The organism is Nocardia nepalensis, from assembly GCF_048910785.1.
Lineage (GTDB): Bacteria > Actinomycetota > Actinomycetes > Mycobacteriales > Mycobacteriaceae > Nocardia > Nocardia nepalensis.
On record NZ_JBKBET010000031.1, the window covers coordinates 510,588 to 537,020 of the forward strand.

At 65.4% G+C, this 26,433-nt stretch carries 20 protein-coding genes and 1 pseudogene; 8 read left to right on the forward strand and 13 right to left on the reverse strand.

Annotation, left to right across the window (positions count from 1 at the left end; all coding sequences use genetic code 11):
- Positions 1-77: 77 nt before the first annotated feature.
- Positions 78-1,523, forward strand: a complete 1,446-nt coding sequence (locus tag ACHQ4I_RS27260) for an Hsp70 family protein (protein ID WP_420774699.1) — start codon at positions 78-80, stop codon at positions 1,521-1,523.
- Here ACHQ4I_RS27260 and ACHQ4I_RS27265 read toward each other — a convergent pair.
- Positions 1,518-3,020: a dynamin family protein gene (locus ACHQ4I_RS27265; protein ID WP_420774700.1), complete on the reverse strand. Its 1,503-nt coding sequence runs from the start codon at positions 3,018-3,020 to the stop codon at positions 1,518-1,520. The genes ACHQ4I_RS27260 and ACHQ4I_RS27265 overlap by 6 nt on opposite strands.
- A gap of 389 nt (positions 3,021-3,409) precedes the next feature.
- On the opposite strand from ACHQ4I_RS27265, the gene ACHQ4I_RS27270 reads away from it, so the two are divergent.
- Positions 3,410-3,655: a hypothetical protein gene (locus ACHQ4I_RS27270; RefSeq protein WP_420774701.1), complete on the forward strand. Its 246-nt coding sequence runs from the start codon at positions 3,410-3,412 to the stop codon at positions 3,653-3,655.
- A 122-nt stretch (positions 3,656-3,777) separates the two neighbouring features.
- Positions 3,778-4,440, forward strand: coding sequence for a chymotrypsin family serine protease (locus ACHQ4I_RS27275; protein WP_420774702.1), 663 nt, complete (start codon positions 3,778-3,780; stop codon positions 4,438-4,440).
- Between the two features lie 60 nt (positions 4,441-4,500).
- Here the strand turns inward: ACHQ4I_RS27275 and ACHQ4I_RS27280 are convergent, their stop codons facing one another.
- Positions 4,501-5,190: an FHA domain-containing protein gene (locus tag ACHQ4I_RS27280; protein ID WP_420774703.1), complete on the reverse strand. Its 690-nt coding sequence runs from the start codon at positions 5,188-5,190 to the stop codon at positions 4,501-4,503.
- Between the two features lie 340 nt (positions 5,191-5,530).
- A complete protein-coding gene (locus tag ACHQ4I_RS27285; RefSeq protein WP_420774704.1) occupies positions 5,531-6,148 on the reverse strand; it encodes a TetR/AcrR family transcriptional regulator in 618 nt (205 codons plus the stop codon).
- 314 nt (positions 6,149-6,462) lie between these two features.
- Here ACHQ4I_RS27285 and ACHQ4I_RS27290 point away from each other — a divergent pair, with 314 nt between their 5' ends.
- From ACHQ4I_RS27290 to ACHQ4I_RS27300, 3 genes are all read left to right on the forward strand, one after another.
- Positions 6,463-6,780 (forward strand): hypothetical protein, encoded by a 318-nt coding sequence (locus ACHQ4I_RS27290; RefSeq protein ID WP_420774705.1) that lies wholly within the window; start codon positions 6,463-6,465, stop codon positions 6,778-6,780.
- 6 nt (positions 6,781-6,786) lie between these two features.
- Positions 6,787-7,368 carry a hypothetical protein gene (locus ACHQ4I_RS27295; RefSeq protein ID WP_420774706.1) on the forward strand — a complete coding sequence of 194 codons (582 nt, stop codon included), beginning with the start codon at positions 6,787-6,789 and terminating at the stop codon, positions 7,366-7,368.
- A gap of 268 nt (positions 7,369-7,636) precedes the next feature.
- Entirely contained in the window at positions 7,637-8,983 is a 1,347-nt protein-coding gene (locus tag ACHQ4I_RS27300; protein ID WP_420774707.1) for a family 1 glycosylhydrolase, read from the forward strand.
- Between the two features lie 12 nt (positions 8,984-8,995).
- Here ACHQ4I_RS27300 and ACHQ4I_RS27305 read toward each other — a convergent pair whose 3' ends face one another.
- The 6 genes and pseudogenes from ACHQ4I_RS27305 to ACHQ4I_RS27330 form a co-directional block, all read right to left on the reverse strand.
- Complete coding sequence (locus ACHQ4I_RS27305) at positions 8,996-10,627, reverse strand: tetratricopeptide repeat protein (RefSeq protein ID WP_420774708.1); 1,632 nt, start codon at positions 10,625-10,627, stop codon at positions 8,996-8,998.
- A complete protein-coding gene (locus ACHQ4I_RS27310) occupies positions 10,624-12,444 on the reverse strand; it encodes a hypothetical protein (RefSeq protein WP_420774709.1) in 1,821 nt (606 codons plus the stop codon). Before ACHQ4I_RS27310 ends, ACHQ4I_RS27305 begins: the two co-directional genes overlap by 4 nt.
- Positions 12,441-13,733 (reverse strand): ABC transporter substrate-binding protein, encoded by a 1,293-nt coding sequence (locus tag ACHQ4I_RS27315; protein ID WP_420774710.1) that lies wholly within the window; start codon positions 13,731-13,733, stop codon positions 12,441-12,443. Before ACHQ4I_RS27315 ends, ACHQ4I_RS27310 begins: the two co-directional genes overlap by 4 nt.
- A gap of 568 nt (positions 13,734-14,301) precedes the next feature.
- Positions 14,302-16,902, reverse strand: a complete 2,601-nt coding sequence (locus ACHQ4I_RS27320; protein ID WP_420774711.1) for a LuxR C-terminal-related transcriptional regulator — start codon at positions 16,900-16,902, stop codon at positions 14,302-14,304.
- Between the two features lie 125 nt (positions 16,903-17,027).
- Positions 17,028-18,140 carry a catalase family protein gene (locus ACHQ4I_RS27325; protein WP_420774959.1) on the reverse strand — a complete coding sequence of 371 codons (1,113 nt, stop codon included), beginning with the start codon at positions 18,138-18,140 and terminating at the stop codon, positions 17,028-17,030.
- A gap of 45 nt (positions 18,141-18,185) precedes the next feature.
- Positions 18,186-20,024 (reverse strand): annotated as a pseudogene (locus tag ACHQ4I_RS27330) (peroxidase family protein); the annotation flags it as partial.
- Between the two features lie 365 nt (positions 20,025-20,389).
- Here ACHQ4I_RS27330 and ACHQ4I_RS27335 point away from each other — a divergent pair.
- Positions 20,390-21,139, forward strand: coding sequence for a hypothetical protein (locus tag ACHQ4I_RS27335; protein WP_420774712.1), 750 nt, complete (start codon positions 20,390-20,392; stop codon positions 21,137-21,139).
- A 600-nt stretch (positions 21,140-21,739) separates the two neighbouring features.
- On the opposite strand, the gene ACHQ4I_RS27340 is transcribed toward ACHQ4I_RS27335, so the two are convergent.
- Together ACHQ4I_RS27340 and ACHQ4I_RS27345 are read right to left on the reverse strand one after the other, a co-directional pair.
- On the reverse strand, positions 21,740-22,216 hold the full coding sequence (locus ACHQ4I_RS27340; RefSeq protein WP_420774713.1) for a LysM peptidoglycan-binding domain-containing protein: 477 nt from the start codon (positions 22,214-22,216) through the stop codon (positions 21,740-21,742).
- A 652-nt stretch (positions 22,217-22,868) separates the two neighbouring features.
- Positions 22,869-23,072, reverse strand: a complete 204-nt coding sequence (locus tag ACHQ4I_RS27345; protein WP_420774714.1) for a hypothetical protein — start codon at positions 23,070-23,072, stop codon at positions 22,869-22,871.
- 129 nt (positions 23,073-23,201) lie between these two features.
- Here ACHQ4I_RS27345 and ACHQ4I_RS27350 point away from each other — a divergent pair, with 129 nt between their 5' ends.
- Positions 23,202-24,614, forward strand: a complete 1,413-nt coding sequence (locus ACHQ4I_RS27350) for a hypothetical protein (protein ID WP_420774715.1) — start codon at positions 23,202-23,204, stop codon at positions 24,612-24,614.
- A gap of 30 nt (positions 24,615-24,644) precedes the next feature.
- Here ACHQ4I_RS27350 and ACHQ4I_RS27355 read toward each other — a convergent pair whose 3' ends face one another.
- Together ACHQ4I_RS27355 and ACHQ4I_RS27360 are read right to left on the reverse strand one after the other, a co-directional pair.
- A complete protein-coding gene (locus ACHQ4I_RS27355; protein WP_420774716.1) occupies positions 24,645-25,463 on the reverse strand; it encodes a hypothetical protein in 819 nt (272 codons plus the stop codon).
- Positions 25,460-25,858, reverse strand: coding sequence for a hypothetical protein (locus ACHQ4I_RS27360; protein ID WP_420774717.1), 399 nt, complete (start codon positions 25,856-25,858; stop codon positions 25,460-25,462). The genes ACHQ4I_RS27355 and ACHQ4I_RS27360 overlap by 4 nt, the downstream gene beginning before the upstream one ends.
- Between the last annotated feature and the right edge of the window lie 575 nt (positions 25,859-26,433).

Here is a 26,433-nt window from a genome sequence, read left to right on the forward strand (position 1 = left end):
GGGATATGGTCCGCGATCCGCCCATGAAGGAGATTTATAAGCACAGATACGAGCGACCCACCGACCGAGAGGTATTCATGTCCGGAAGTCTTGGCATCAAGATCGGCACAGCCGGTTTCGTCACCGCGGCTGATACGGCGGCTGCGACGGCCAGGGGTTCCGGGCGGTATGCCCCACGTCCGCGGACGACTCGGCACCAAGCGACGTTGATCATGACCCAAGGCATGGCGCCCACACTCCCTCCGCTGGGCAGCGGCGCCCGACCGATGCGCCCGGGACTGGCGATCACAGGGTTCGTGGACCGCGTCGGTGACCCGATCGATCTCATCGCGGCCGACGGTTCCGCCCATCGGCCGGAGAATCTCGTCGCCCGCGCCGTCCAGTACCTGACCCGGTCTTCGACCAGTGCGTTCGCCGGGACTCCCGCAGTCGCGGCGGCATATCCCAGCCACTGGACGACACAGGGCGTGCGGACGCTTCGCCGAGCGCTCGACCAGTCCGGCATGAGCAATGTGGCGCTGGTGGACGAGGTCGGATCGATTCTCGCTCGAGTCGAGTCGACACGTGGGCTGCCACCGGACGGCGCCGTCGTGGTGTACGACCTCGGTGGCAACGGTCTCAGCATCTCTGTGGCCCGGGGAACCGAACAGATCGGCAGGACCTTCCGGAGCGCGGAATTCGGCGGGAAGCACATCGATGACGCCATTTTGCGGCACGTTCTCGGGGGCCTGGACGGGGAACTCGGCGACACCGATCTCGCGGATCCCGCTTTGTTGGCGCCGTTGAACGAATTGCGGCTGCGCTGTCGGCGGGCCAAGGAGGCACTGTCCACCGAAACGGCCGCGGTGATCGAGGTGGAACTGGGACGCGTGCGTCACGATGTGCGACTCGTCCGCTGCGAACTCGAGGAGCTGATCAGAGAGCAGGTCGTCGGATCCGCCGGACTTGTCCGAGAAACCTTGCGCGCCAACGAAATCGATGCTCGTGATGTGCGAGCAGTGGTGCTGGCCGGCGGTGCTGCGGCAACCCCGCTCATCACCGAGGTGTTGTCCGCGCAGTTCCACGTACCGGTGATCGGGGAACCCGAGCCTGGCCTCACATCCGCGAATGGCGCTGCTCTGCTCGCGCGTGCTTCGAGCGCCACCACATCGGTGTCGGTGCCGCCGCCAGCCAAGTCGGTCCTGCCGCCAGCCAAGTCGGCACCGACACCCACGACTGCACCACAAGCTCCCGAACCGCGTCCTGGCGACGATGCGGTCGTGATCAAGCGGCCGAAGCCGGTGGCGCCGGAGGCCACCGAAGGTCGCGAAAAGGTCCGCAGTCGTCCTCGTAAACGAACCGTTCTCATCGCGGCGACGATTGTTGCCGCGATCGCCGCGGCAATTGTTGGAGTCGTCGTGATCGGCGGACCGAAGACCGAGCCGAAGCCCGCGGTAAACGAGCAGGTTGACGTTCCCACCTCACCGGCCGTGTCCACCCCCGCCACCACCCAACTCCCGTACCCCAGTCGGCATGTTTCATGAGTAGTGCTGTCGAACAGACGGGGCCGAACGCCGCCGCAACTCGCTCAGCACCCCCTCGGCGCTGCGTGCCGCCACAATGCAGGCGTTGGCCGTGAACTGATCCGCGAGTGGGTGTTCGGCACGGGATCGCCATCGTCTGATTTCCGCCAATGCGACGTTCTGGCCCACGCCCGCGACCGCGGACGGTTCGATTCCCAAGCGTTCGGCCGGTCCGGTCCCCTGACCGCCGATCACGCGTTGCAGGTCGGTCAGTTCGCGTTCGGACAGGACAGTCTTGGTCGAGCGGAGCCGACTGAGGAGACGGAGTTCTTCGAAGCCGTGCACATTCGCGAGCAGCGTCGCGACCTCCCGGCCGAGCGGTGCGGCCTGCGCGGACGGGTTGGCGTCGAATATCTGCTTCAGCATCAGCAGAGCGGTATGCGCCTTCAGTTCGTCCGCCCGCTGGCCGAATTGAATGTCGATCACGTGCTCGAGTTCGCCGATGCCGCTGCGTGCGATCAGTTCGTCGACCAGAGCCGCCGAATCGCTGGTACCGGCCCGTAATCGAGCCAGTGCCATATGAATTCCGAACAGCCCCAGACGTCTGACGAGGCGCTGTCGTGTCGAGGAATCGATCGGCAGGTGATCGGCTCGCTGGAATCTATCGGCCGAGAGCATGGCCAATTCCAGGTCGGCCGGTGCGACCGTGGCAAGTTGGCGAAGGGCTACGAACTCGCTCTGCCGAAGCGTCTTCGCGGTGAAGGCGAGTAAGCCCGCAACCGGTACGGCCGCCTGACACAGGCCCGTCATTTCCAACTCGCGAGTGAAGTCTTCGGCGGCCGCACGGGCGGAGTGCATCGCGTCCGGACGGCCCGCACCGAGTTCATCCGCCCGCGAGAGGACGCCGACGATTCCGAGTGGACCGGCGCTGCCGCCGACATGCTCCCCGATCTGACGAATCAGCGCGAGGTCGGAATCGGCCAGGGAACGGAACAGGTAGACCACCGCATCGGCTCCGGCGGTCCCCGTGTCGGGCGTCAGCAGCCGCAGCGTGCGCGCGGACACGTCCCGCGACAGCGACGTGGTCCCGGGTGTGTCGATGATCGTTGTGCGCGCAAGACGGGGCACCGGCCAGTGGACATCGATCCGATCGACCTGCGCCGCGGTAAACCTTCCGAGGTCGAACGTCAGACCACCCTCGGCTCGCTGTATCGGAACATATTCCGACCGGCGGCTCGCGAGCCGGGCGATGACCGTCGGCGTGGGACCGTGCCGGTACCAGGTCGCGACGCGGGTGCATTCGGTGGCATCGGTTGGGGCGATGTCTTGTCCGACCAGTGCGTTGAGCAGCGTCGACTTTCCGGCCTTGACCGCGCCGGCCAAGGCGATTCGCAGCGGTTCGTGCAGCCGTCGCGCGCCCGCCTCGAGGCGATCGGTTGCGGCACGGTTACCGAGGTAGACGCGATGGGCCGCCTCGATGATCCGGTCGACCCTCGCGATCGGCGCCGCGGTGTTCATATCGGCACCCGGGTAATCCGCTCCAGCTGCGTCGAAGCGTCGCCCAGCATGGTTGTGCCCATACCAACCATCATCGCGCCACCGAATCCGCGACGCGGGCCTAACACTTCTTTTGCCCGGCCACGCCGACCACGACGCGAGCTAACCGATGCGGGCCGTGCTCGTCGACCGCCGGAGCCGCACTGTCGCCGCTATTTCGGCCGTGACAACAGCTTTCGGATGGAGGCGGCGACCACGCCGTCCCCTCGATCCAACCCGAGGTGTGAGGGTTTCCAACCCGGGGGAGGATGATCTTCCGCGCGCTCTACGAGGAGAGTTGGTGGTGTTCACGTGCGGGAAGCCTTCCACGGACGAGGGCTTCTCTAAAGCACTCAGTTGAAGGAACCATCATGAAGAACACCAAGATTCGCGCAGCCGTCGCAGCGGTAGCGATCGCCCCGATGATTGCCCTCGGCTCCGGCATGACCACCGCGGCCCAGGCCGATCCCCCGGTGCCCGTACAGGTGGCGCCAGCCTCCGATCAAGTACAGCAGCCGCAGGCCGATCCTGCCCTGCTGTGGTGGAACCCATTCCTGTGGTGGGTCTGCTTCATCCCGCCGATCTTCCCCTTCGGAACGGGCATCTGTCTCGTATAACCCACTAGACAGCACCGCGACAATGCCGGAAACGCCGCGCGTCACACACCAGATCGTGTCGTGACGGCGATAGTGTCGGCCCTGAGACGGGAAGTTGCAACTCGCCAGCGATTGGATCGGACATGTTCAGGAAGCTCGCGAGGGCTGCAGCTGCGCTCGTGGCAGGCGCAGCGCTTGTCGGGGCGCAGGCAGGCACTGCGCATGCCACAGACCCGTCGGTGCTGGGCGGCGGCTCCGGCATCATCGTCGATGACCAGGGCATATGCACGCTCACCACGATCGGGCACGATGCCGCGGGTCGGCTGGTCGGGCTCACCGCAGGTCACTGCAATGACGCGGGTACCACGGTCACTGCCGAGGCCAACCGTGACGCCGGTGTCGTGGGAACCTTCGCCTACGCGAACACGGATATGGACTACGCAGTCATTGTGTTCGATCCGGACAAGGTAGTACCCGTGAACCGCGTGGGTAATACGACGATTACCGGGTTGGGCGGTCCGGCGCAGTTCCCCGACATCGCCTGCAAGCAGGGCTATACCACGGGCCAGACCTGCGGACTGGCCTACGGGGATCTGTTCCAGACCAATACCTGGACCTGGACGCAGATATGCGTCCTTCCCGGTGACTCGGGCGGGCCGGTCGTGGTCGGCACAACGCTCGTCGGCATGGTCAACGGATACCTGCGGGTTCCGTGCCTGGGACCGGCGCTCGGAGGGAACATCGCCGCCATCATCGACGACATCAACGCGCGCGGTGACATCGGAGCGGGTTTCCACCCGATCTAGCTGTACCCCGCGCCGACCGAGAGGAGTTGCCGCGCATCACCGCACATTGCAGCCGAAGTCCTACCGCCCGTGATTGACGATCACGCCGCTGTCGAGTGCGCGTTCAACCAGGAACATGCGTTTTTTATTCTGCGGCAGTGCTTCGACATGGAATATTTTGAACAACGCCCGCATGTGGGTCTTGACCGTGGCGACGCTGAGGCAGAGTTCATGCGCAATCTGCCAGTTCGACGCGGGATAGGTGAACGCGGTCTGAGCGTCGTACGGGCGACATAAGGCCTCGAGAATCAGATACTGAGCGTCGGTCAGCGCACTCCGGGTTGGCAGGCTCCCCTGGGCTATCGTTCTTTCATCTTCGGTCGGGTGGCCGTCGGTGAATATGAATACCGTTTTCCCGAGGCGAATCGTATCGCCGGACTCGAGCTTGCGAAGCCCGCCGATGCGCTCGCCGTTGACGAAGGTGCCATTTGTCGACAGCCCATTATCGATGACGACCCACCAGTCGCACACCCGCTTGATAATGGCGTGCAGGCGCGAGACGGTCGCGTCGGCGGTCACGGTTATATCGGCTGCCTCCGACCGGCCGATTGTCATACCTTGCATGTCGTGATCGAGCGGAATCTCGCGCCAATTTCCATGGCCGACCCGGTGGGACAGAGTGGCGCCACCGGCTGACTGTTGCCGCGCATGCTTACCTGCGTCAAGGTATGGTTCGTGACGCAGCGCCTGTTGTCCGTGTGACGTGGACATGATGCGTCGTTCCCAATCGCGAGGTACGTCATGAACTGCGGGCACCGATTTGTATGACTCAAAATGCTATGCTGCCGCTTATTGCGCGAATCTTCAACTACTTGGCGCGCGGGCGGGGGTCGTACCGTTCCCTGGGTCTCATTTCCGCGCCAATTCCAGATCGTGGGTGCGGTAACCGGTTGTCGAGTTGATCGTTCGGTCGCAACTGCGACCCCCAGCGACATCGATGGCAGTACGTCGCGCAGACGAGCTGGCGGGGCAGCACGCGGACATGAAGCGATAACCGTCGCAATTACTGGCGATCGACCGGAACATGGTCGCTGAGGCGCTGCTTTTGGCCTTATGCAGCGGTGATGATCTTGGTCACCGCAGCGACAAGCGGGCCGTCGGGATCGCTCAGACGGGGCAACGATCTCCGATCCAGCAACAGCGATCCCAGAGTGAGATCTACCAGTTCAGCGCCGACCTGCTCGGCAGATCTACGTCCTTCCGGCTCGAACCAGGTCCACGCCCACTGCGCGGCCCCGAAAATGAGCAGGCTCCGGGTTCCGGTATCGACAGCGCGGAACTCACCCGCCGCAACGCCCGCATCGACCACGGTGTGCAAGACTCCGAAATAAGCCCTTCGTAGCTTGCGCCCCTCGGAATCCTCATCCTCCTGCGCGAGCCGCGCGACCTCACGCTGGAATGCGACGGTCCGGTTTCGATCGTGCACCTGATAGAGCATGGCCGCATGCAACAGCCCGGCAAGCTGCTCGGTCGGCGTGGAAAACTCCGACACGATCCGCTGTGCCTCATCGACCCGGCGCCGCATGTAGGAAACATGCAGAGCTTCCCACAACCGCGCCTTCGTGCCGTAGTGATGCACGATCAGGCCCTGCGAGATGCCCAGCTCTCGTGCAACACCACTGAAGCTGGTTCCGTCGTAGCCCTTCTCGGCAACATGGCGCGTGAACATCTCGAGAATCGCGCCCGACTTGCCCGGTCCCGCGGCACGCCTACTCACCGATCCCACCCCTCCTCGTCCAACCCTCATGCACACTCTAGCATTCACTGACTGCGCACTCAGTCATTGACTGAGTGCGCAGTCAGTATTAGCATTTACGCGCCGAGTCACATCGCCGTGCTCCGCCACATCAACCTTCATCTCGAAATAGTCGACCAATCAACTATGAAGCAGCACGTCTATCCCACCGGGGCCGTCATCGAACAACGAGCGTCCGAACTCCACATCCGCGTCCGCGGCATGTCGAACCTGCGCCCTACCCGCACATGCTCGACGACACCATCCGATCCGCGCTTCGCATGACCGGCCTCCCTGGCGAGGCCGCCGACATCTCGACGCGCATCGCCCAGGGCTGCGACCACTTCGGCAGCACCGGCCGCACGGGTGGGTCCCCCCGCGCCATGAGCGCTCGCTGCCACCTGGTCACCATCCACCACGTCACGGCCCCCGGGTCCGAGCGGACAAACCCGGCGAAGTCCACCGCATGGCCATCGCCGGCAACGAACTTCGCGGCCACACAATACGATTCGCAGGCAATCCGGCTCCTCGACCGTGACGACCGGCCCGCGATGAAGGGCATGTGATCGCCCATGGACGCGAGTATGGATGCGGCGCAGGGGAATCCGGAGATGGATGGGGAATCTCTGCTGTCGCCGGATCAACTACTGGCCGCGATCGCGGGGCGCCTGACCGAGCCGTTGCCGCTGATCGCATGGGCGCGAGAACTGGGCGATCTGCACGCCGCCTTGATTTCGGCGGTTCTGAATCCTCGGCGGCGGCCACCCGAGATCACCGAGGCAGCCCTGCATGCGGATATCGCGAAGGTTATCGACAAGATCAACTCTTGGGCGGCGTTCTACGTCCGCCACAGCCGGTGCGCCCGCCGCCACACTCACTCTTTCGGTGAGGTGATCAGTCATGTCGCAAAGACCTACGCCGAGGCGTGGTGGACGGTGCTGCACGCCGACTGCGAGGAGCTTCGGCACTCGGCATGGGTCCATCTCGGCGAGGTGCGTGAAGGCTACGCGCAACTCATCGGCGAGATCCGAGCGGGCCGCGTCCAACTCCCCCTCGGCTGGCGAGGCATCCGACACACCCGACAAAATGACAGCGACCTCGCACACGAGGAAACCGACGGCTCTGCGGAGCTCCAAGACCGACCCGCCAGCTGAAAACCTCCTCTGACCAGTACTTACCGGATGCGGCCGAACTGGTCGACTTTGCGGCCGCGACACCGGTGGCACGCCATGTCGGCACCGGCGCTCCAATGGCTCGACGAATTCGCCCAACTGTCATGCGCGACAACCGGATCCGCGAGCAGCGTTGACGAAATCGACGACGCCGCAACGGCATTTCGACAACACCGGCCGCCAGACCGTGATCGCCGCCCAGCATTGCTGATTCATCCATCGCCGACGGCGATCGAGTTACCCTGAGTCGATGCGATCCCGGTTCCGTCGGTACGTCCTGGCCGCGCTCGCCGCCGCCGTATCGTCATTGCTGCTGTGCACGAACTCCTCGGCCCTACCGCCGATGCGGTCGGACACCGCCTTACCGGTATTGGACTCGGATTTCCTCTGGGGTGTCGCGTCCTCCGGATTCCAGTCCGAAGGCCATGCGCCCGACAGCAACTGGACGCGTTACATCGCGAACTCCGGTTCCGACGAACTGCACGATTCGGTCGACTTCTACGACCGATACGCATCCGATATCGACCTTGCGGCCGCGCTGGGTGTGCAGGTGTTCCGGATCGGGATCGAATGGGCTCGCGTCCAGCCCGAGCCGGGCATCTGGGATGGCGCCGCATTCGGTTTCTACGACGCGGTGATCGCAAAGATCGTGCAGGCCGGGATGCGACCGATGATCACCCTGGACCACTGGGTCTATCCCGGCTGGGCCGCCGACCGCGGCGGCTGGCGCAACCCTGGCATGGTCGAGGATTGGCTGGTCAACATGCGCAGGGTGGTCGACCGCTACGCGTCCCGAAATCCGCTGTGGGTCACCGTGAACGAGCCGGTCGCCTATATCGCACAGGAGACCCGCCACGGCGCCGCGAGCGGACCGGAGATGCTGGAACGGGTCGCGCAGGCCCACAACACAATCTACGACTACATCCACCAGATCCGGCCCGGCGCTCAGGTGACCAGCAACGTCGGCTACGTCGCGGGCTCGGAGGCTCAGGTCAACGGCGCATTCGTCGATCGCATCGCGGACCGGCTCGACTACGTGGGCGTCGATTACTACTTCGCCTACGACCCGGTGCAATCACTGCTGAGTTCCATCACCAGGGCCCTCGGCTCGGCGATGCCGGAGCTGCCCGGACAGCGCATCTGGGAACTGCCGTTGCGCACCGAGGGCATCTACTATGCGCTGCAATACTATTCGCGCCGCTTTCCGAACAAGCCACTCTACATCGTCGAGAACGGCATGCCCACCGAAAACGGCAATCCCCGCGCCGACGGCTACACCCGCAGCGATCATCTGCGCGACACCGTCTACTGGATCCAGCGCGCCAAGGCCGACGGCATGAACGTCATCGGCTACAACTACTGGAGCCTCACCGACAACTACGAATGGGGCAGCTACACACCACGATTCGGCCTCTATACGGTCGACGTACGCACCGACCCGACCCTCACCCGCCGCCCCACCGACGCTGTCGGCACCTACAGCCAGATCGTCGCCACGGGCGGTCTCCCCGCCGACTACCGCCCCACCCGCGGCCCGGCGATCTGCTTGCTCGTCGACCCACCGGCCAGCTGCCTCAGCCCGGTCGCAAGCCCGTAGCCGTGCCGACGGCTATTGCGGATCCGGGGCGGGCAGCGGCCAGCGGTCCACGGTGTGTAGTGTCGAACCAGCTTGGCGCGCATAGTGTTCGGCGTGCAGGGCGTGGGGGTGCAGGCGGCGGGCGGCGGCCAGCCAGCCGCCGGCCTGCCGGAGTACTTCGGCACGGGTGAGCGCAGGGTCGTTACCCAGCAATAGCGCACCGTGTTCGGGGGCGAGGACCACCGCCGATCCGAGGTGCTGGAGGCAGCGGCCGGTGCCGAGATCGTCTTCGAGCTCGCGGTAGGCGGTGAGAGCGCGTTGCCAGTGTCGAAGGGCCCGGCGGGGTTCGCCGCGGGTCCACCAGAGGACGCCGAGTGTTTCGCGTGTCTGGGCGCGGCCAGCTGGGTCGCGGCCGTCGCGGGTCAGGGATTCGGCCAATTCCAGGCGGTCCTCGGCGGCATCCAGATGACCCTGATGTAGGTGGACGACGGCCAGGTTGATCAGCGCGCAGACGACTGCGGCCAGATCCGCTCGCGGCAGCAACCACCAGGCGGCTTCCAATTGTTCGGCCGACTCGGACAGCACGGACGGACTCGGCGGCGCGGCTTCGAGCCGATGCAGCGCGGTGTAGTGCGACCAGCGCGCGGACAGACTGGTGGACAGGGCGCGTGGACGATATTTCGGCGGCCGTCGACGCAAGCGGCCGGCCCGGAGCGCGGCCAGCTCGCCACGCAGCGGGAAATCGTCGGGATCGGTGAGTTCGCAGAGCGCTTGTGCTGTGCCGTAGGCATTCTCGGGCAGGCCCTTGCGGGCGTACCAGACGTCGAGGGCATCCGCGATTCTGGCGAGTTCGTGTACCACCGCCGTCGGGAGCCGCGTTGCCGGAATCGGGAAGAGCCTGCGCAAATATTCTTCTTCCATTTCGAACCAGCGTCGCGCCCCCTTGGCGAAACGAACCGTTTCCAAGGCGATCGCCCAGCGGTTGGCCCGGTCCGCGTAGTGGTGCAATAGCGCGGGCAACGCCGCCTGCCAGTGTGGTCCGCGGAGGACTTCCGCGGTGGACGGCAGCCGAGGAACATTGCGCAGGCAATATCGGTCGGCCCCCAGATAGCCGACGATCCCACGCATCTCGAGGTCGGCCAGCAACAGGGTCGCGGTGCGCCCGTCGGGTGCGGAATCCGGCGGCAACCGGGTCGGCGCCTCGAGGATGGCCGACAGCACCGCGAGCAGAGCGGCTGTCTCGAACTCCTGAACCGGCAGGTCCCGCAGTGCCGCGATGATGGGGTTGTGATCGAGTTCGGAAAGCTGCTGCGGCGGATCAGGACAGCCTCTGGCGTCGACGAAGCGTACCGGCTCGCCGGGTTCGACGAGTTCGGCGATCAGGGCGAGTTCCCTTTCGATGCGCACTCTTTCGCGAAAGCCATCTATGCGTCGATAAGCCACATACGCCCCGGCGCCCAGCACGGCGACGATGGCGAGCCCACGCAGCAACCCGCCGACTACCTTGACGACATCGCTGTCGCCGAGGGAGTTGACCACGATATTGCGGCCGAGTTCGAGTACCAGCGCCCACGCGACGACCTCCGCGGTGCCGAGCACGCCCTCCCAGATCGACGAGCGCGGCGTGATCTGCTGCGGCGCTTCGTATCCGCGCGGCGCCGTCACGACAACGTCCCGCCGGTCAATCCCGGTACCAGCCAGCGCCGCCACGTGGCAAGCAACAGCAGCACGGGCAGCACGGCCGATAGCAGCGACCCGGCCGCAAGTTCGGCTGCGTTCTCGTTGAATTGCCGTGCCTCGCCCCACAGCAGCAGTGACCAGGGGCTGGCACCCGCGCCGTTCATCATCAGCCCGATGAAGAAGTCGTTCCACACCTGGATGAATTCCAGTACCGCGACCGCGACTACGGCGGGGCCCCCCGATGCCAGCAGCCGCCGCGTAACAGTGCTCGGACTGGCCAGCCCGTGCAGCGCCGCCTCGGCAGGACTGTCCGGCGGGGCCAGCATCGCACCGCGCAGGATCAGGATCGCAATCGGCAATCCCGCGGCGGCGTGCACGAAGATCAACGGAATCCTGGTGCCGGACAGGCCGAACGTGTCGATGAACGCGTCGAGGGAACCGAGGTAGCTCTGCGCGGGCAGCACCGACAGGACAACCAGCGACGCCACCGCGACCCGCGCGACCACACCCTCCTGGCGCCCCGCGGCCAGTCGATGCGCCACCGGGAGTGCGGCCGCAACCACGACGATCGTGGCCAAACCGGCCACCAGCAACGTGGTCCGCCAAGCCGCACGGAAGGACTCATCGTTCCACATGCCGATGAGCGCGGAGAGCCCGAATCCCTTGGGGCCGTTCGTACAAACCGCGATCAGAACCAGAATCGGCACCAGCGCGAACAGCGACACCACGGCGATCCCGATCGCGCGAACCGGACCGATGCGGCGACTGGCATCCACCCGCGGCGAAAACGCCGCATGGGACCGGCCGCCGCGCTGTCCACGCACGCCGGTCCGCGGCAGCCAGGCAACGAAGCCGACCAGCACCGCCAACGGCAGCGCATATGCCGCCGCGACGCCCGCGCCGAGATCGCCGTCGGTGGCCAGCCGCCACCATTGCACGGTCGCACTGTCGAACTGGTACTGCATCGAACCGGGTACTCCGATCAGCACCACATCGAAGACCCTGGCCGCGGCCACCCCGACGACCAATCCGAGGATCAGCAGGATCGGACGCACCAACTCCAGCAGGCGCAGCAGCGGGAAACGCTTCCCCTGCCCGTGTAGATAGCCCGACCGCACCGGATCTGCCTCGATGGCCCGGATATCGGCGCGCAACAAGCCGGTCAGGAAGCCCAACCAGGTCCACAGGAACGCCGAACCGAGCATCAGCGCGAACCAGATCCGGTACCCGCCAACGCTTTCGATGCCGAACCGTGCCGCAAGATCTTGGAAGATTATCCGGAAGGCGACACCGGAGACGAACGCCGAGATGCCGAACGGCACGATCAATGGCGCCCACAACCTGCGCGAATCGCGTGACAGCCAGGCGATGCCGACGGCGACGAGCAGCAGGACCAGACCGAAGATGACCCACAGCATGGTCAGCAGGTACGCCCATCGTCCGTCCTCGGCCAGGGCGTCGGCGAGCAACCAGAGCCCCAGCGCGGTGAGCACGGCGCACGCCGCCAGCACCGACAGGCGCGCCCGGCTCAGCGCGCCATGCCTGCGGACCAGGGTGAAGGCGACGGCACCGCAGGCAACAAGCATGCAGGACAACACGATTCGCGGACGAGCGGCCACCGCGATCGCCACCGTCCACACAGCGGGCACCACCAGCAACGCCGCGATCAACCCGACCGCGAGCAGACCCGCCCAACCGAGCCAGCGATGGGGCCGCCCGCCCGGTATCAGTGGGCCACGCATCCGGCGAGTGGCGAGCTCGATGCGCAATCCATTGGCACGGAAGTCGGCGACACCCGTCATCGGCGGCTCCGCTCGAATCCGTCCAGTGCGGCGATCGCCCGACCGATCGCCGCATCCGGCTGGTCCGCGGCACCGTCACCGATCGCGACCAGGAAATCGGTCAGAATGCGCCACAAACCATTACGGCCGCCCACCGCTCCCAGCTGATCGGACAGATCGAACGCACTCCACGGGCTCTGCGAACGCGCGATCGGTTCCAGCAGTGTCGAATAGCGCACGGTGGTCCGAGTGCTCGGGGCGATGAACCCGCCGTCGCCCTGAATCCACGGCAGCGGCGCCTCCGGCGCGGCCAACGCCGCCACCACCTCGTCGGCGCGCGAACCGGCGTATCTGGTCACCACCATGACATCGCCGCCCACGATCCGTGGCCGGTCACCGCCGAGGCCGGTGACCGGGAACGGTGCGATACCGACCACCTCCTCCGGACGTCGGCCCGAGGCCCGAAGGGAATCGCGGACAATGGGTTCGGCGAAATCCGGCGCGATCACCATGGCGGCGCGGCGATGTTCGAACACCTCTCGAATAGCGTCCGGGAACTGACGGGTCAACGCCACCGCGACACCGCCCGCGATGGCATGCCGTTGCCCCCACAGCCGCGCGAGATGTCCGAACGTGTCACGCACGGCAGGCCAATTCCAGACGCGCTGCTGTGTGGTGGTCGTCAAATCGTCATAGGTACGGGACGATTCGGCGCGCAGCACATTCTCGAAGACATCGGTCAGCACCCAGCCGTCGGCCGCGGCGAGGGCGAACAGCCGAATCGGCGTGCCCGCGAGCACCTCTATCCGGTCGACCCAATCCGCGATCGTCCAATCGGCGGGGTCGCCGAGGTGATACTTGTCGACGGTCTGCCGGTCGTACCAGACCAGCGACTTGTCGGCGGCCTTGAATGGCACACCGTACGGTTTTCCGTTGTGGTGCAACAGCTTTCGCCACAACTCGGGATAGCGCGCCCCTTGGTCGTCGGTCCACAGCGCATCGGGGACCGGCCGCAGCTTACCGTCATCGACAAGTGCTCGAACCTGACCGGCCTGCGGCAGCAGCACAATATCCGGCGCCGACTTCCCGCCCGCGCTGAACGCGGTACCGACCTCGTCCCCCATCGGAATCACATCCACCGATCGCGCGAACGGCATCGGCGCCAACACCTTCCGGAACGCCGCCAGCTCCGCCCCACTCCACGACACCCCGATCCGGATCGACGCCGAATCGCCCCACAACAACTGCGGCGCACACGCGGCCAGCGGCAGCACCAAACCCGCTTGCAGCAAAGCCCTTCTCGTCCCCATGCTCCCCCAACAGAGCAGTTACGGTGTCGCCGAGGATTATTCCATCACCTCCTCGGCCATGTGCCGGAACGGATATGGTGCCGAACGCCACTCGGCGTGGCGATCGCCCGCGCACTGACATCGACCGAGACCGATCACGACATCGAACAGATGTGGGCCGACTTCTGGCGGTCGCGTTTCGCGACCGCCAACTCTTACCGCGGCTCGATGGGCCAGCGCGCCCCTCCTCGGTCGGTTCACGGTTGGGACACCGACACCACGCCGCCGCGCGAGCTACATCATGGGCATCATAGGGAACAAGCGATTCCACATCTCACGCATCATCGCCATTATTTGGTCCCACATCATCCTGCTCACCTCCTGCCGAACTAGTAGTCCCAAGTACCGCCTACCCCTTATCCCGGGAAATCCTCGCTACCCGCGACCACCAACTCGATCGGATGCCCTCCGGGACTGCTACCGAGGCCGGGCCGTCAGGTCTTCTCAGATGGGTTCCTGAGCGGGAGATACGCCGTCCAGGTGGTGGTAGTGCCAGCTCCTGACCGTCGCCCCCATTGAAGCCTGGTGGCTATCGTGTGACGTCGCCCCAGATCAGTTTGGCGAGTTGGTCGCGGTCGGCGGCGTCGAGTTTGGTGCAGGCCCGATAGATGTGGCCCTCGACGGTGCGCACCGAGACGCACAGCCGCTCGGCGATCTGGCGGTTGGACAGCCCGCGCGCGATGAGGGCGGTGATCTCGCGTTCGCGGTCGGTGATCGGCAAGGGGTGGGCAGCGGATGCGATGGCGGGGGTGGTCGCTCCATCGCACCGGGCGGCGAGATCCAGGGCGCGGGCCGCGGCTTGGGCGCTGAGTCGGCGTTGGCCGGCACGGTCATGGATCGGTACCGCTTGCGCGGCGGCGTCGGCGGCCGACAGCAGTAGTCCGGCGTTTTCGAACTCGACACTGGCCGCGGAAAGCGCGTGTGTGTCGGAGTGTTCGTAGGCGGCGGCGTGGCGGGCGTATATCGCCACTATGGGCCCTTGCACGCGGCCGACGAGCGAGGCCAGCCGTGGGGCGAGGGTTCGGTCGCCGAATCGGGTGGCGTGGTGCAGGGCTTCGGCTTCCAGTGCGTACTGGCCCGCGGTGTGGGCGATGGCTGCGGCCTTGCGGGCGAGTTCGACCGCGGAATGCTGACTGCCGGAGCCGGCCGCCAGCCATGCGCGGGCGATCATGCGTTGTGGTTCGTGCAGGGCCATATGTGGTCCGGTGTATTCCTCGGCGTCGCTGAGGACCCGTTCGGCTTGTTGGGAGTCGCCCAGGGCCGCGTAGGCGCGGGCCAGTATCAGCTGCGCTGGCAGCTTCCAGGGGAGTGCGGCTTCGGCGTGGAGCGCGGCCAGGGCTTGTTCGAATGAGGTGATCGCCTCGCGGAAGCGGCCACGGTAGGTGGCTACGACACCGCCCGCGATTTTGGCGATCGCCCAGCCGAGAAACTGTGCGGCGGAGGAGAACTCGCAGTATTCGGTGGCCCGCTGTTCGGCGAGGTCGAGTTCGCCGACGATGGTCAGTGCCAGCACGTCGCCGTAGCGCACCATGATCCGGATCATGCCGTCGGTGGTTTTCTGCTGGGCCCGGCTGCGGGCCGCGATCGGTGCGAAGTCGGCGCCGCGACCGGCGACCGGCATCGCCAAGCCGAGGGCGAAGGCGGCCCAGTCGATAGCCTGTTTCGGGGAACTTCGGTCGGCGAGTACACATTCGGCGGCCTGGATGCCGTCAGCGATTTTGTTCTCGTGTATCGCCATGGCCGCGTTCACCGCATCGATGATGAGGCGCAGCGCCGGATGCTCGACGCGGTCACCCAGCAGGTCCAATATTTCATGGCCGCGTTCGACATCGCCCACGCACCAGAAAAGCCGGCTGGCGCGCGGCACACCCCATTGGACGAGTTGAAGTTGATCGAGGCGGTCGGGATCGAAGACGGCGAGGATCTCGTCGGATTCCTGCGGTCGGCCCTGCCACAGCAGGGCGCGGGAGAGCAGTTCGGCTGCGGGCAGCCCGCCGCCGCGCTCGCATGCGGCGCGCGCGAGGCGTTCGCCCAGCGCCAGGTTGGACAGCGCGACAGCGTCTTTGGCGGCGGTGATCAACAGGTCGTTGTCGATGGGCTGGGCGCTGTCGACGCACAGTTGCGCCAGTCTGATGCGGTGGGCAGCGGTGCTCAGATCCTGGTTGCGCAGCTTTTCGACGATGCGGCCCCGCCGCTTGCGCGCGGCGGCGGTGCCGATCCGGCGGCGCACCACATCACCGAGCAGCGGGTGGCTGAAGCAGGCGCTGACAGACCAGCCGTCGCGGCTGGTGCGTATCAGGCCGGAGATCTCGGCGGCGTCCACGGCGTCCTCGCCGACGAGGTCGGTGAGGACGTCGATGTCTAGTGGCTCATAGAGGGCCAGCATCTTCAAGGTGTCCAGGACCGGCTCGCCCACCCGGGCGAGCCGACCGTCGAGCAGGGCCACCAGTCCGGAGGGCACCGCGGCCGGTCCTCGCAGTTGCCAGACCCCGTTGACTTCGGTCAGGGTGCCCGCCTCGACGGCGCCTTCGACCATGTTGCGCAGGAACAGGGGGTTTCCGCCCGATGACTCCCACATGACGTCGGCGCTGAGGCCTTCCAGATTGCCGCTCAGAACGGTCTCGACGAGCGCGACGCACTGCTGTTTGGTCAGCGGTTCCAATTCGATGCGTTCGAGGTAGCCGTCCTTCCACAGGGAAGTGACCGCATCGGGGACGGGTTCGCCGGTGCGGACGGTGGCCACGATGGGAGCGGCGCGGTCGACGGCGATCTGGTGCAGCAGGGTCGCGGAGAGTTTGTCGAGCAGGTACGCGTCGTCGACGCCGATAACGGTGTCTTGTTCGCTGAGTAGGTTTTCCCTGGCCGAGCAGAGTAGTGCGATGGGATCGCGAGATGCGGTCGGGGCGATCCACGGCGCGAATACACCCAACGGAATCGCCTGGGACGATTCGGTACAAGCCGCCCACCGGACGGGGGTGCCCAGTGCCGAGGTCACAAGTCGGGCGAGGGTGGTCTTGCCGACCCCGGCGGCACCGACGAGTACGACACCGCCGACATCGCCGCTCGTCAACGCCCTGCGAACGGATTCGTATTCGACGGGGCGATCGAGCAGTTGCCAGCGCTCCCCCATGAGCAACAATTCTAGATCTTGCCCACCGACGCTGCGACGGATTTTCGCTGGCGGGCGCACCGCGTCGGTACCGGCCCGGCCCCCTGTCGCCGAACGGGTGGGCCGGTGCACGGGTGGCGCGGTGGTCATTGTGGAAGCTGGTCGGGTGTGGGTTCGAGGCGGGGAGCGTTGTTGACGTTGTGGCGGTAGTCGCTGGATGCTTCGTACACGCGCTTCTTGAGCCGGTTGATCGATCCCAGTGGCCGGTGGGCGTCCAGACCGCGCCAGGAGTTGAACGACAACACGTCGTCACCGAAGGCGCGCCGTTGCGGGGTGTAGGGGTCCTGGGGGCCGAAGCGGATGGTCGCCACCGTTCGGTGCGGTGATTCGGCTTCGGGCCAGGCGACGGTGGCGTCCTCGATCGGCATGGCGTCGGGGTCGGTGCACAGCTGCACGCGCAACTCGTATTCGGCGCTGTGGCAGGCGAAGAAGTCGACGACCATGTCCTGGTGGGCGTTGATGCCCGCGCCGTGGCCCACCGGTTGGCCCGTGAGGGCGCTGACTTCCGGTGAAACCGGGGTGTAGAGGATCTTGGCGATGTAGTCGCCGTAGCGCAGGGGTGCCGAGGAATAGAAGGTTTCTCCCAGGATGTGGGTGTTGGGCCGTACGAACACGCCGAGGTTGGGTGGCACGCGACGTCCGATGCGCCGCAACATGTGGTCGACCGCGGAAACGACCGTGCTGCCCGTGCGCAGGACTGGATCGGGCAACCGGGCCAGCACCCACGCGGTGGGCATTCCCCGGGTGTAGTAGGCGTGGGCGTCGGCGAACAGGAATTCCCGGTGGGTGACCATGATGAAGTCCTGGGTGGTGGCCTCATCGTCGGGCATTGCGCGTGGTCCGTCCACGCCGAGCACCTTGATTCCCAGCCCGCGCACGCCGCGCAGCTGGTCGCTGCGGATCACTCCGGAGGTACTCGACAGCCGGGCGACGACCGGATAGGTGGCCGGGGTGGCGAACAAACCCTGGGCCAGCTCCGGCGGCAGGCCGGGGTGAACGGTGAGTTCGCCGCGCAGGATGCCGTGACTCTTGGCGTGCGCGTCGCGCAGTCCGTGCTTGTACTTGTGATAGGCGCGTTCGTTGTTGTCGCGCAGCACCGCGATGATCTTGTCGATGTCGCGCTCTTCGTCGGGGCGCGGCCGTTCGAGGTCATCGCGATAGCGAAGGTAGGTCCGGGTGGTCGTGCGCGGTGCGGCCAGGTCGGTCGTCGCGGTCGTTTCCTTCTCCTGCTCACGCAGTGGGCCGACGCTGCGCCACGGAGCGAACGGGTTGGCGACACCGTCGAGCGCGGGCGCCAGAGTGGGAAAGTGACGCAGCAGCACGCTGCGCATGGTGTTGTCACGTACCCATGCCATGCCGGCCTCGGTGTAGATCTCGGGACGGAAGTCGGTGGTGAAGAACCGGTCAGCCGACAACCGCCGCGAGGCCATCAGCACGAATACGCGGAATGCGGTGTCACTGAAGCCGAATCCGGGTGGTTTGGGCTCGGCGTAGAGCCCGACCATGAGATCGACATCTTCCACATCGCCGTAGACCTGCTCGAGTTCACGCGCCCACACCGGATTGTCGGTCAACGCCTCGAACGAGGCGGCCGGCGGCAGGCGCAGTTGGCGGCGGAACTCGTTGTAGCGCGGCACTCCTCGTTCGCGGACCCGCAGGATGTCCACGGTCGCGAGATCCATCAGTGGGTGGCCGGGGCGGGTGAGTTCCTGCAGGTGGACCGGATAGTTGTGCAGGGTCAGCGCACCGGGGTTGGCGCGGCCGAACGAGTAGAACAACGCGTCCATCGGTGTCTCGGCCAGTCGCTCGCGGATGTGGGCGACCCCCAGATCGGGGAGCTGATGCTCGGCCACGACACTGTCGTCGGCGAGGCTGCGGACCACGAAGTCGTCGGGGATGAGGGGATGCATCCGGTATACGGCGACGAATTCCTCGGTCAGCGAATACGGGACACCGTGGTCATCGGTGGCGGATCCAGGTATGCCGCACAACACCTCGTTGCCACTGAGGCGACCGAACCGGCGAGCGATCCGCTCCCCGAGGACGCCGAACCAGTTGGCGCGCATGGCGGCGACGGTGGTGGGGTGGGCGATGATGGCCGGTGTCCAGTCGATGGTGTGGATCTTGGCGATCAAAGCCGCGTTGATCAGACGGGCGGTGTCGTAGAGTCGCTCATCGCTCATCTCGGGGTAGCGGCGGGCCAGGCGCTCGCAGATCGCGTTGTGTTCGCGCATGAACAGCGAATGCAACAGGGCGAGTCCGACCCAGGCGTTGGCCGCTGGGCCGGACAGGTCCAGCATGCCCTCCACGTCCAGGGGCGGTAGCCCCAATTCGTCGACCTGGAGTCGCCCTTTCTCGCCGGTCCGTAGCGCTGCGGCGAATTTCGGTGTGCTGCCATAGATCTGGGAGGCATCCCACCAATGAGATTCCTGGGTCGTGTAAGTCGGGGGCTCGCCGGGTTCGGGGCTGGGGACCGTGGGGGTGCGCGCGATCGTCATGGGCGGCACCGGCCACGGATCCAGATCGGCCAGCGGAATCGTCCACGGCTCCGTCTCGGCATCTCCGTGGCTGACCCAATCGTGGACCTCGAACTGAATCCAGGCCGCTGCCAGCAGATTCAACGTAGTCGCCGGCTGAAATCGGTCGCGGGTCAACAGATCCCGACTGATCAGCCGCGGGTTGGGTTCCATTATCCGGTCGGCATCCTCAGGGTAGCTGTATCTCAGCGGGATGTTGCGACCGAATCGGCAGCCGACCGAACCCGTCCGGGGCTCGGCGAGAGTGTTATAGGTCCCGTCGACGGTTCGTGCGCGCAGGTGTTCGCCGACAGTAGACCCGTCGGTGGGCAACGGTCCGTCCGGATGCGGACCGGTGTCGAAGAGATTCTCGGCGCGCAGGCGGCTGCGCAAGCCGACGAGGACGGCCAACCCTACCGGGGAGGGCAACCTGAACCAGCCGACACCGCGATCGAGCGCCTCGGCGACCGCGATCAACAGCCGGGTGATGGGTGGCGGGCGATGCGAGGACGGAGTCGGCTGTCGAGTCGGCACCGGCTGCGGAATTGTCGACTTTGCGCTGACCATGAAAACCTCCGTGTGGCTGGCGCGAGCTGACGCGCCAAGATCGAATCGGGTGCCAGTCTCCGGGGTGAGCAGGACACTCGTCGCGAGTAGTCGACTACTCCAAACATGATCACCGCAGCAGCGGTGCCGATCCCTCGGGACCGTTCCGTAGCGACGACCTACCCCGCCCGGGTGCGCCGTTCGGTTCGGAAGCATCCGAACTCTTCTCCCCCATACACTGCGACGTCGCGCGGCATCAGGTGCCGACGCATGCAATCGGGTAGCGCGGTACGCGCGCCGCTCGGCCCCGGCTGGATCACGCTGTCTTCGACGGTGTTGCCGGACAGCGGGAGGCATCCGCGGCAACTGCGAGAAAGGGGCGGCTGGTGATCACTCCGATCGAAATCAAGGTCAACCTCGACGGGGACGTCGCGGAGGCGCTGACCCGGCTGGAGTGCACGGGTCGGTCGGCGATCGACCGTCGCATCTGGTTCGCCGAGCCCCGTCCCACCGGTCCCGACACAGCGCCCACGCTGCTGTCGAGCCGAATCGTCATCCGGTTGCGCAGCGGCGAGAACGACGACCTGACCGTCAAACTGCGCCCCTGCCTGCCGTCGCAACTGGTCGGCAGGTGGACCACCCCCTTCACCGATCATGCACTGCGATACCGCATCGAAGAAGACTGGAACGCGCAACGCCATGTCCTGTCCGCCTCGGCGGTCAGTGACCGACCGGCCGGATCCCTGCGCGAGGCGACACTGCTCGGCGTCGACGTCACCACCGTCCTGGACTCCGCCCAGCGTCAACTCCTAGTGAGCTGCACACCTCCGGGGGTAGCAGTCGACCGCCTGCTGGCCATGGGCCCCATCGTGTCGACGAAGTGGACGAAGGTGCGCGTGGGGGATCTGGAAGTCGATGCCGAACGCTGGACCATCGCCGATCTCGACCTGCTCGAGCTGTCCCTGAGAGTCACTCCCGAACACGGTGAGTCACACAGCGAGGTGCGAAACCGCGCCCTCGATCGACAACGCAGATTCGAGGCCGCGGTGCGTCGACGTGGTCTGCACATCGCGACCGGCGATACCAAGACCCAGCAGGTGCTCGCCGCGTTGAGAGCGCGATCGAGCCGCCGGTGATTCCTTGCGCACCAGGGCGCTTACAGCCGGTTCGCCGACGCACAAGCGGACCCGTTCGACCGGACCGTCGGTGAATTGGCGGATCCGGATTACGTTCGCCCGCCGGCGATTTCGGCGTAGGCAACGCGGGAATGGTCAGAGCTTCGCCGCATACCGCAGCCGTGACCGCGAACTGCGAGAAGGCGCCAGCGAATAGAGTAGCAGAATACGCTAGCTCGACATCGAGATACAGCCGACGATGGCTTTGCGCAAGAAGAGAATTCACACCTTCATAGACGTAAGCGGCGAGCCCGACGACGATCGGACGCTTTGCGGGAATTCGATGTGGCATTCCCGCATCCGGAGCTCGAACCCTGGCCGCCCATTGCGGCCCGGGTTCTGTGGCCACGGCAACGACGACGTGGCTGCTCCACACCGTCCGACGACCACTTGCGCCCAGAAGCAGCCGACCATGGTCGCGTACGGCCGGGCCGACGCCCCGCGCCCGGTCGGCGAACCATTCGATGGCCGCCGACCGCCGGTGTAGTCCGCCGTTCAGGGGAGGTTGGACCGCGTGGGGAGCATGATCTCTTGGCCGTTTTCGGCTGCCATGGTTATCTCCTAGCCCTTCGGGGGGATGATCAGTTCTTGGCCGACGCGAATGAGGTCGGGGTTCGCGATCTGGTTCGCGTCGGCGATCAGCGGGAACAGCGTCGCGTCGCCGTAAAAACGCTTGGCGAGCTTGGACAGGGTGTCGCCGGAAACAACGGCGTACGCGATGCCGGGGATGATCAGCACCTGACCGACGCGGATTTCGTCGGGATCGGCGATCCCGTTCGCCGCGGCGATCAACGGGAACAGGTGCGAATTCTGCGGCCGATAGAAATGTCCTGCCAAGCCAGAGAGGGTTTCGCCGGCCACCACTGTGTGCTTGCGGTTCACCTCTGGGATGATCAATACGGTCCCGATACGTATCGAATCAGGATTCAGAACCCCGCTGGCGACGGCGATCAGCTCGAAAAGCGCCGCTTGGCCATAGAATCGTTTCGCAATCGCCGACAGGGTATCTCCCGCGACGACCGTATGGGTGTTGATCATTTGCGTGACTCCTTTCTGTGGAACCCCAGCGTTTCGGGTCATAAGAATGCCGAGAATTCGGCGAACGATGCCGGGGTCTAAATGAACAGCATCAGCTTACGGCCAGCACATCGACCATTAAAGTGCTCGAGTCTGATTCCATAGAATTCGAGTAGTCCACTACTCGCACACAGCTCTCACATAGCGAAGAATTGTGCGCCAACTCATCAATAGTTGATCACCGAAATAGCGCACTTCGACCATTTCACTTCGCTCTGGCATCCGTTGACCGGGCCCGGAATACCGGGATCAGCCTATTGAAACAAAGCCGCCAGGATGGAATATGCAGCCAACATGCCGGGCGCTACAGCAGGAGGGGCCAGCATATGCGGCGCGCGAAAGCGGGCGTGACTCCGACATCGACGGCATCGCCGTATACGGTCCCGCAGGCGCCCCCATAAGGCCCCGACCAGGCCCTTGAAATGAGTAGTGGCTTACTCGTTACCGGTTGGATTGCCGAACCTACGGTTGGACCTACCCAGGGTCATCACCGAGGGCATCGGATGGATGTAGGTTACTCGGAGCAGATATGGATGCCACAAAGCAAACGGATGTCTTGGCAGCGGATCTTTCTGGAGCCCTCGCGATGGCATCGCGATACCCCGAACCTCACTCACGAAACGGCCAGGGCTACCGCCTCCGGGTTGCACGATTTCTCACCGAGAACGATCGGGTTGCCCATGCTATCGATGCCGAGCTCGGCGAATTGTTCCGAAGAGACCGGACACTCAGCTGCCTTGTCGAAGACTCGAACAGGAGGGGTGGCCGCAAGCGCCTCGCACAACACTTGCGTCAGACGCTCCACAAGCACCCTCATACGCGACAGTCCCTCCTCTCCTTGACGCAAAGTATTGCCACCCCTGTCGCATACCGCACGCCCATAGGTCGCGCGGTGTCGTGGGGCCGGTCGACGGGATGGTTCAGTCGCAAGGTTGTTCTCGTGTGGATGAATGTTCTGATCGTCGTCCCGATCTGTTTCGCTTTTCTCACCGTATGGGGCGGATTCGAGCGCCCATATTCAGCAGACGACCTGTCCACGGGAATATTGAGGGCATTCATCGTCTGGGTACTGTCCTTCCTGCCCAGCTGGTTGTATGTCCGATTTCTGGGGCAGCGCGCAAGCGCGTTGTGGAACGAGTACGTCATTCACCTCCACCGCCTCGCAGTAGACGAGCCGAAATACCTGCCCCGACCACCGAGATCCTCCGAGTTCTATGAGGAATGGCTCGCGGACCGCGGCTACGTCCAGGAGGAGGAATACAATATCTATCGCCAGAAGTTCAATGCCTACTATGGACGCGCCGTGTCCTCCGCGGCCGAATCCGATTTCGCGGTCAAGACCGAAACCCTGTTTCCCGTCTTCCTCGCTACGGTCGTTCTCGCGACGTTGTGGACCGCAGCCCTCTGGGATCTGAACTTCATCGAGAAACCCACCACGGCGTGGGACTTCCTGAAGTTCGGCTTCCTCGGCGCCTACGCATTCACCGTGCAGAGCCTCATCCGCCGCTTTTTCCAGAGTGACCTCAGACCGAGTGCGTATGCCTCTGCCCTCCTGAGAATCATTGTCGTCTTCACCACCTTGGTACCCCTGTACCAACTGATCGCAGTTTCGAAGCCGGTTCAGTCGGCGATTGCCTTCGTTGTCGGCGCCTTCCCGATTGTCGGCATCTACGCATTGCACAGGACTGCGGCAGTCGCCCTCCGCGCCGCGGTACCCCAACTCACACCGGACTATCCGCTCAATCAGATCGACGGCCTGAACGTCTGGTACGAATCCCGACTGGTCGAAGAAGGCATCGAAGACATGCAGAGTCTGGTGACGGCAAATCTCGTCGATGTCATACTCCACACGCGTGTTCCTTTGGGCCGATTGATGGATTGGATCGATCAGGCAGAGCTCTACCTCCACCTCGACCACAGCGAAGTGACACGGCGCGAACGTCGGCAGTCGGGGCGCCCTGACAACAACCCGTCGCCCAACCCCGAAGACCCCAGCTGGACCGCGCAACTCAGCGGAAGCCTCGGCCCTGGCGCTCGCGCCGGCACCAAGACCCGGGTAAAACTTCGCCAACTCGGTATCCGAACGGCAACCGACCTACTTATCGCCTTCCCGCCCAGCCAAATCGACCCACGCACCGCCGCCGACCTGGCAGGTCAGCGATTCGAATACCTCATACCCCCGGGCATCGACCTCGATCAAATACGCATTCTCGTACGAGTTCTCGATGAGAACGCCGATCTCATCCCGGTCTGGAACTGGCAACGCAGGGGCGCTCGCATCCGCGCGCCTCATCAAACGTCGGAAAGAAGGCGTAGCAACGGGATCAGAGGCGGAAACGTCAGTCCTATCGCCGGGTAATTCCGGCACATTCGAATCGGCCGGGAACGGTCATCGCCCAACTGGCTGCTGCAGCGGGACAGTGTCGAACTCGTTCTCCTCTTCCTCCTGCTCGCCTGGGGCGGTCAACGGGGTTGGTGACAGGTAGCCGATGAGGAAGAATGCTGCGGCGAAAGCGCCTGCGACGACAAGCCATCGGCCTGTGGTGGCGGCCCAGAGGTGTGCGGCCGAGCCGCTGAACACGAGAATCAGACCAACTCCCACACCGGGGGCGAGCAGGCGCAGCCCGCGACGCCAACGGTTGTGGGGCAGTCGGTGCCGGGCGATGGCCAGCGCGGTGTCGGCGATGGCCAGCATGGTCAATATCGCCAGAGCCAGTCCGAACAGCCCGTAGACGGAGCCGAGGGAGCCGTGGACATCGGTGACGGTCGATACCGAGGCGAGACTGTTTCCCCGCCCGTCTCGGGCGGTGAGCGTGGCGCCGATGAGCCCGGTGGCCTGCCCTTCGAGACCGGACAGGTCGACAGAGTAGGTAATGGCGTCGTGTGCGCCGGATGCGATAACCGCGTGTGTTTCGGTCTGATACGCGAAGAAGTTCAGACCGGCGACGTGCCCCGAAAAGTCGACGCGGCGGACATCCACGGGTGAAGGGCCGTCGTTGGCCACTCGTATGGTGACACGCGCCGGCTGGCCGGGATCGAGCCTGACCGGATGATCGGCGCTGGCCGTGGCGGCTTCCTGACCGTTGATGCTGGCCGACAGACGCACAGGGCTCGAGGAAGCATTCGGCGGGTCGGCTGCTGCCGGGGCCGCACCGAGCAGGAGCACGGCCAGCGCGCCCGCTAGGAATGTGATGGGCCGAGTTTTCATGATGAGCGCTTCCTCGTTGTGGGTTGGTGCATCAGCCGTCGCCGATAGATCAGCAGGCCGAGGGCCAGGAAGAACACGATCACGACCCCGGTGGCCGTACTCGTGCCGATATGACTGACAAGGACGATGTCGAGCGGGGCCGTGAGCAGCGTCCCGCACCGTGCCGCGACCTGGTAGTGGCCGACCTGGAGCGTCGAGGTTTCGACGGGCGTGGTGAAAGTGCCTGCGCCATCTGCGATCGTCTGTCCTGCGGGTGCGCCGTCGACCGATAGGGCGACCTGCGCCCCCGGGACGCAGCCGTGTCCCGTCGCTGCCACCGGTGCGCCCGGGGGCACCACAGAGCTGTTCAGCGACAGCGCCTCGTCGGATGCGGGGCGCTCCGGCGCTGCAGGCACCGACGGCGCCTCCGGAGGTGGCGAGGCAGGTGCTGCCGGCGGACCGGGTTGCGACGGCGCCGCAGTCGAGCCGGGCGATGGTGCTCGAGGTGGCGAGTCTTGGGCAGAGCCCGGCGGCAATTGTGCCGGCGCGGGTTGCGGTTGAGGTCCCGGGGCCGATTGACCGCCCGTGCCGCCGCCGTTGGGAGGTGTGTTGTTGCCGCCAGCGTTGTTCGGCGGTGGGTTGACAGTGCCGCCGTTGGGAGGTGTGTTGTTGCCACCACCGTTGTTCGGCGGCGGGTTGACGGAGCCGCCATTGGGTGGCGTGTTGTTGCCACCACCGTTGTTCGGCGGCGGGTTGACAGTGCCGCCATTGGGTGGCGTGTTGTTGCCACCACCGGTTCCGGGGCCACCGCCGGGGCACCACTCGCCACAGCCCGAGCCGCCGGATCCCGAGCCACCGCCAGGTCTCGAGCCACCGCCGGTTCCCGGGCCACCCCCGGTACCGCCCGGGCACCACTCGCCACAGCCGGAGCCGCCAGTTCCCGAGCCACCACCAGGTCTCGAGCCACCCCCGGATCCCGAGCCGTCGCCAG